We start from the raw sequence: 6445 nt of genomic DNA, 5'->3' as shown, positions 1-6445 counted from the left end.
CAATCGCAGGCCGTTGCCGCCCTGCAAACCCTAGTTGATCCACGCGCCGCCAGAACCCGCTAGTGAGGTTTCCTGAAGCCTGCCGGGGCAAAGCCCGGAGAACTGCATGAGTCCTATTACCTGTGAGTCCTATTGCCTCAGGACTTACTGCGATAAGTTTTCTGGGTTTTGGAGGATTTCTCGCGGGCGCAGCCCGCGAGAAATCCTCCAACCGCGTAAGTCCTATGCCCACAAAGCCCAGAGACAAGCGGGGGACGATTGAGCCTGAAGAAGGGATAAAGTTCTCTAGAAGTTGTTTAACCTCTCCGGATGCTCTATGTCCTCAGACGTAGAAACGAATGGTAGATGCACCCTGATTCAAGCCCTGGAGGTTCGCCTCTGGGGTTTTTTCTTTTGCGTTTGTCTTGCGTCCTCTGGCGAGTGATACAATAGTAGGCTGTGGCTTTCGCAGTTCACATTCTGTATCATCCCCTTCTGCAACGGTTGGAGAGCTAAATTATGACGAAACGTACTCTGGGTGGAACCTCCCGCAAGCGCCGCCGCACGTCTGGCTTCCGCGCACGAATGCGTACCAAAAACGGGCAACGAGTGTTAAAAGCACGCCGTCGCAAAGGGCGGGTTCGTCTGTCTGTTTCCTGATCTCCACCTGCGTCCCGTCCAGATAGGGGTTTGAGCTAGCCACCAGTTTGCCTGGAGCTAGCTCGTTTGCGTATGGACTAATTGGGCTGGATTGGCTTATGGCTCACTGGCTTACGGAATAGATGTGTTGTGGCTCTCCCCAAAGTCCATCGACTCAAGCGTCGGCAGGAATTTAGCAAGGTTCATCAGGCCGGCGTGCGGCGCAGCACTCGCAACTTCACGCTACGGGCGCTGCGCCAGTTTCCAGTCCACCAGAAAAAGCCTGGTTTGCCCGATTCTGATAGGTCTGATAGGAATGCGGTAGATGGGAATGCAGTAGACAGGAATGCGGTAGAACCATTAGGGCGATCGCCCACGCGCATCGGCATTACGGTCAGCACTAAGGTCAGCAAGCGGGCCGTGGTTCGCAACCGCATCAAGCGGCGTATCCGGGCGGCCCTGCGCGAGTTGCTGCCTGGGTTCGCAACGGGCTGGATGATTGTCGTCATCGTGCAGCCTGTTGCAGTAAAGTGCAACTATAAAGAAATTCTGCAAGAATTAAAGCAGTTGCTGATAGAGGCCGAGGTGTTCGATGGGCATTCGGGAAGATGTGTACTATGAAGGCGGCCCCCACGTCGGGGATTTGATCCTCAACTGCCTGCTGGGGCTGACGGTGGTGTGCCTGCCGCTGACGGTGGGGGCGATCGTTCGGGCCATCTGGCTCCGCTATCGGATTACCGACCGACGGATTTCCGTCACGGGTGGATGGATGGGGCGCGATCGCTCGGATGTTATCTATTCCGAAATGGCTAGCGTGGTTGCCGTACCTCGCGGGCTGGGCAGTTGGGGCGATATGGTTGTTACGCTAAAAGACGGCAGCCGTCTGGAGCTACGCGCCATGCCCAAGTTCCGAGAAGTTGCCAACTACATCAGCGAGCGGATCGCAGCTAAGGCCTCCAAAAAAGCCAGCACCTAGACCCGATAGATCCGACCCGATAGATCTGCATTCCCGATAGATCTGCATTGTCAGACCTGTTGGATCAGCCCACAAGCTAGCTCCCCATTCACTTAGGCAATTTGCTCGTTTAGGAATTGGGACAACTCAACCAGACGTTTGACCAGACGTTCAATTCGGCTGCAATTGACTGGTTTTGCAGCGTACAATGGTGTCTGGTTGCGTCTGGTGATTACATCTGGTGAAGGTAAACGCATAGCATCTAGCTAGCTTATTCCCGGATTGTTTCTAGATTGTTTCCAGATTTAGTCACGCCGTAAACGTTCAGAGCCACAAGGTACCCACAAAGCACATGGATTTTGGTGTCGGTTTTCTCTCCAACAACGTCATGTTGCCGATCCTGGATTTCTTCTACGGGATCGTGCCAAGTTACGGGCTGGCTATTGTGGCTCTGACCCTGGTGATTCGATTTGCGCTGTACCCTCTCAGCGCCGGGTCAATCCGCAATATGCGCCGGATGCGGGTTGCCAACCCGGTAATGCAAAAGCGGGTTAAGGAAATTCAGGAGCGCTACAAGGACGACCCTGCTAAGCAGCAGGAGGAAATGGGCAAAGTTTACAAAGAGTTTGGCAATCCTCTATCGGGCTGTTTGCCCGTGCTGGTGCAGATGCCCATCTTGTTTGCCCTGTTTGCGACGCTGCGGGGGTCGCCATTCTCAGACATTAACTACAACGTGAATCTGCAAGTGCTTCCACAGGAGCAAATCGAGCAGATTCAGCCCCAGGCATATACCACTAATCCCCAGAATATCTACGTTTCAGACGGTGTACACGTCCCTGTGGCGGCGGTTGTTCCAGGCGGAACTCGTCTAGCAGTGGGCGAAAAAACTCGCATTGATTTCCAGACCACTGAGGGCAAGCCGCTGCGGGAGGTGCTGGCAGAGTACCCCGATACGATAATTGACCCGGTTTGGAAGGTGACCAAGGGCGCTGAAAATATCCAGATCGACGAAAACGGTAATATTCAAGCCATCAAGCCGGGGGATGTCACGATTCAGGGCACGGTGCAGGGCTTGGCGGCGAATAAGGGCTTTTTGTTTATCGACAAACTGGGTCGTGTGGGCGCGAGGGATGCCGACGGCACGATTCATTGGGACATTGTAGGCATGATCATTTTCTTTGGTCTGAGCCTGTATGTGAACCAGCTTTTGTCGGGGCAGGGCCCCAGCAACAATCCCCAGCAGGATACAGTGAATAAGCTGACCCCAGTGCTGTTTTCGGGAATGTTTCTGTTTTTCCCGCTGCCTGCGGGCGTACTGATGTACATGGTGATTGCTAATATCTTCCAAACGCTGCAAACCTTTATTCTGTCGCGAGAGCCGCTGCCGGAGAATCTGCAAAAGATTTTGGATGATCAGGAGAAGCAGTCGAGTGGAGATAGCAGGCGGGAAGCGCTGCCATTTGAGCCGGGACGTTCTAAGAAAAAGGCGGGATAGCGGATGGCAAGCGTTGAGCAACAGCGGCAGGGGCGCGAGTGGCTGAATCAGTTGTTGAGTCTGGCTACCTTGCCAGCCGCAGTGGATGCTGACGGTGTGGCCATTCGCGAAGATGAAAGCTGCTGGCTGACGATTTCGTCGGATGCGCTCTCGACCGAGCAGATTCAGGCGTTGCAGGGCGATCGCGGCGAGGTGCTGGACTCGATCCAGTATTTGCTCAACACCACGCTGAACATGGGCAAGCCAGAGGGTGAGCAGCAGCCGTTTACGGTGGAGCTAGATGGATATCGCGATCGCCGTCAGGCGGAGTTGCTGGCCCTGGCCGAAGAGGCGGCGGCAAAGGTGCGCGAAACGGGGGAAGAGTTTGAGATGGTGGCGCTGTCGGCGGCTGAGCGGCGACAGGTACACACCTTTCTCAAAGACTATGAGGATCTGGAAACCTCCAGTCGTGGTCAGGAACCCGATCGCCGTCTGGTGGTGCGTCGAAAGTAGCTGGGACAAAGGCTAGCTGGCAGTTGCGTCTAGTTGGCAGTTGCTCCTAGCTAATAGTTGCTTTGGGAGCCGAGCCTCTTGGGTAGGGCGGCCCAGGCTACAGTGCCAGGACTGAGAACGGGTTATTCTTTCCGTAGCGTCAATCGCAATGAGTGCGAGAGGAGGCGGCTATGATGCAGGCAATTCATATTCCTCAACTGCTGAGGGCGGTCGAGCAGACTGAAACGATCGAGGTGCAAGATCACCTGCCCGACCTAGATACCTTAATGCCCGTGCAGGGCACGATTCGCGTGATGCACAAGGGCAACTATCTGGACGTGTCTGCAAAGGCGGAGGCGATTGTGACCCTGATGTGCGATCGCTGTTTGCAGCAGTATAACCATCGCCTCTCGATTGATGTGTCGGAAATGATCTGGCTGCAAGAGACGGCTCCCACAGCCGCAGAGGATTTGTTTGATCAGGATTTAAGCTCGACGGAGGGACTGATCGAGTCGCTGCCGCCGCGGGGCTATTTTGAGCCAGATCGGTGGCTCTACGAGCAGCTTTGTCTGGAAATTCCTCCGCGCAAGCTCTGCGACCCCAAGTGTGCAGGCATTGAGCTAAGCGACGAGTTGCCCGTGCCGACGGTGAATGTCGATCATCGATGGGCATCGCTAGAAGCCCTGAAAAAGCAAATGCTGAACTGAGTGCAGCAGATGAAACGAAGGGGGTGGGCAGGAACGAGGCATGAGTTTTGCAGAAGAGTTTGAACTGCTGCTGCGGGCCCGCTACCCGCTGATCTACGTGCCGACTCGCGAAGAGGAGCGCGTGGAAGGGGCGATCGCCCAGTGTGCCCAGCAGGGCAACCGATCCTTTTACGTGTGGGATTTTGTCGATGGCTATCAGGGCAACCCCAACGATGCTGGCTCTGGCAAACGCAACCCGGTGCAGGCGCTGGAACTGGTCGAAAAGCTGCCGCCGACCGTTGCCGCGGTCTTTGTTCTGCGAGATTTTCACCGTTTTTTAGACGATGTAGCGGTTGCCCGCAAGCTCAAAAACCTGGCGCGATTGCTCAAGTCTCAGCCCAAGAATATTGTGCTGATTTCGCCACAGGTGACGATTCCCGATGACCTCAGCGACGTGCTGACGGTGCTGGATTTTCCTTTGCCCACCGCTAGCGAGATCCGGCAAGAACTGGAGCGCCTGACGATGGCGACCGGGCGATCGCTCGATAGCCGGGTGCTGGATGATCTGGTGCGCTCCTGCCAGGGGTTGTCGATGGAGCGGATTCGGCGGGTGCTGGCGCGGGCGATCGCCACCCACGGCGAACTGCAAGCCGAAGACGTAGACCTGATCCTCGAAGAAAAGCGGCAGACGATCCGCCAGACGCAAATCCTCGACTTTTATCCCGCCACCGAGCGCATTTCCGACATTGGCGGGCTGGATAACCTGAAAGACTGGCTGCTGCGGCGCGGCGGTGCGTTTTCCGAAAAAGCCCGACAGTACGGATTGCCGCACCCCCGCGGGCTGCTGCTGGTGGGCATCCAGGGCACAGGGAAATCGCTGACGGCAAAGGCGATCGCCCACCACTGGCACCTGCCCCTGCTGCGGCTGGACGTGGGTCGCCTGTTTGCTGGACTGGTGGGCGAGTCCGAATCGCGCACTCGCCAGATGATTCAGCTTGCAGAGGCACTAGCGCCCTGCGTCCTGTGGATCGACGAAATCGACAAAGCCTTTGCCGGGCTGGACGGACGCGGCGACTCAGGCACCAGCAACCGCGTCTTTGGGACGTTGATTACCTGGCTGGCAGAAAAAACCTCGCCTGTATTTGTAGTTGCAACCGCAAACGATATCGAGGCGCTGCCGCCTGAAATCAAGCGTCGGGGGCGGTTTGACGAGATTTTCTTTGTGGGGCTGCCCAGCCAGGAAGAGCGCAAGGCGATTTTTGAGGTACACTTGATGCGCTTGCGGCCGCACAATCTCCAAAGCTACGACCTAGAGCGGCTGGCCTACGAAACGCCGGAATTCTCTGGGGCAGAGATCGAGCAAATTCTGACCGAGGCGATGCATCTCGGCTTTAGCCAGGGACGCGACTTTACGACCGACGACGTGCTAGAGGCAGCTAGCCAGATGATTCCCCTAGCGCGGACTGCCCAAGAGCAAATCGAAAAGCTCCAGCGCTTTGCCGCCGAAGGGCGGGCCCGCCTGGCCTCTCGCCAAGGCAATTTGTTCTTGCGGCCCCAGTCCCAATCTTCCTAGCCTTGCTGTTAAATATCCTGCGGAGTTTTGTGTTCATCCTCTGGCTGGCTCAGGTATCCTGCAAGAGTCCTTGAACAGTTTCCCACTCGAACAGTCTCCCGTCGAACAGTTTCCCACTCCAATAGTTTTCCACTCGAACAGTTTCCCGCTCGAACAGGTTCCCCAAAGATTTTCAAGTTCCAAAGATGAGTCGCACTATGGGTTTGCAACGGTTGGCACAGGGCGTAATTGGGGTTTCGCTGGCGATCGCCATCCTGTTTTTCGCAGGGGTCAGCGCGGCCCGCTATCTAATCAACCGCCTCACCGAACTGCCGCCTCGACCCGTCTTCCCCAACGACGCCGCTCCCCCCGGCGGCGCAGTGCCCGCTGCGGATGGTACTGTGCCACCGCCAGACACCACACCTGTCCAAGCTGCCGCGTCTGGAGAGGTCTACACTGCCCGCGTTCTCCCGGCAGTTGGGATTGTGCTGCGAGACGGCCCCAGCCTGGACTCCGCGCAAATTGGCGGCATCGACTATAACCAGGAAATCACCGTGCTGGAAACCAGCGCCGACGGTGGATGGCTGCGGGTGCGCCTGAACGACGGCAGCGAAGGCTGGGTCAAAGCGGGCAACACCGAGCGAATTCAGTAGCCCTCTTGCGCGAAT

General features: G+C 56.7%; 8 protein-coding genes. All 8 read left to right on the top strand.

The genetic code is table 11. From position 1 onward, the window contains the following. Positions 1-498 precede the first annotated feature (498 nt). The 8 genes from rpmH (at position 499) to IGS51_RS03860 (ending at position 6430) form a co-directional block, all read left to right on the top strand. Positions 499-639 (top strand): 50S ribosomal protein L34, encoded by a 141-nt coding sequence (rpmH, locus tag IGS51_RS03895; RefSeq protein ID WP_084782327.1) that lies wholly within the window; start codon positions 499-501, stop codon positions 637-639. A gap of 129 nt (positions 640-768) precedes the next feature. Then, a complete protein-coding gene (rnpA, locus tag IGS51_RS03890; protein ID WP_297076136.1) occupies positions 769-1239 on the top strand; it encodes a ribonuclease P protein component in 471 nt (156 codons plus the stop codon). Beyond that, positions 1211-1594 (top strand): PH domain-containing protein, encoded by a 384-nt coding sequence (locus IGS51_RS03885; protein ID WP_297076133.1) that lies wholly within the window; start codon positions 1211-1213, stop codon positions 1592-1594. Before rnpA ends, IGS51_RS03885 begins: the two co-directional genes overlap by 29 nt. Before the next feature lie 331 nt (positions 1595-1925). Next, complete coding sequence (yidC, locus tag IGS51_RS03880) at positions 1926-3068, top strand: membrane protein insertase YidC (RefSeq protein ID WP_297076131.1); 1143 nt, start codon at positions 1926-1928, stop codon at positions 3066-3068. 3 nt (positions 3069-3071) lie between these two features. Next, positions 3072-3560 (top strand): R3H domain-containing nucleic acid-binding protein, encoded by a 489-nt coding sequence (locus IGS51_RS03875; protein ID WP_297076127.1) that lies wholly within the window; start codon positions 3072-3074, stop codon positions 3558-3560. A gap of 173 nt (positions 3561-3733) precedes the next feature. After that, positions 3734-4246: a DUF177 domain-containing protein gene (locus IGS51_RS03870; RefSeq protein WP_367279249.1), complete on the top strand. Its 513-nt coding sequence runs from the start codon at positions 3734-3736 to the stop codon at positions 4244-4246. A 40-nt stretch (positions 4247-4286) separates the two neighbouring features. Further along, entirely contained in the window at positions 4287-5798 is a 1512-nt protein-coding gene (locus tag IGS51_RS03865) for an AAA family ATPase (RefSeq protein ID WP_297076122.1), read from the top strand. A 197-nt stretch (positions 5799-5995) separates the two neighbouring features. Continuing rightward, positions 5996-6430 carry an SH3 domain-containing protein gene (locus IGS51_RS03860; RefSeq protein WP_297076121.1) on the top strand — a complete coding sequence of 145 codons (435 nt, stop codon included), beginning with the start codon at positions 5996-5998 and terminating at the stop codon, positions 6428-6430. Positions 6431-6445 lie beyond the last annotated feature (15 nt).

Source organism: Thermoleptolyngbya sp. M55_K2018_002, assembly GCF_015295965.1.
GTDB lineage: Bacteria > Cyanobacteriota > Cyanobacteriia > Elainellales > Elainellaceae > Thermoleptolyngbya > Thermoleptolyngbya sichuanensis.
The sequence above is the reverse complement of the archived record's forward strand: the minus strand, read 5'-3'. Positions and strand labels throughout refer to the sequence as shown.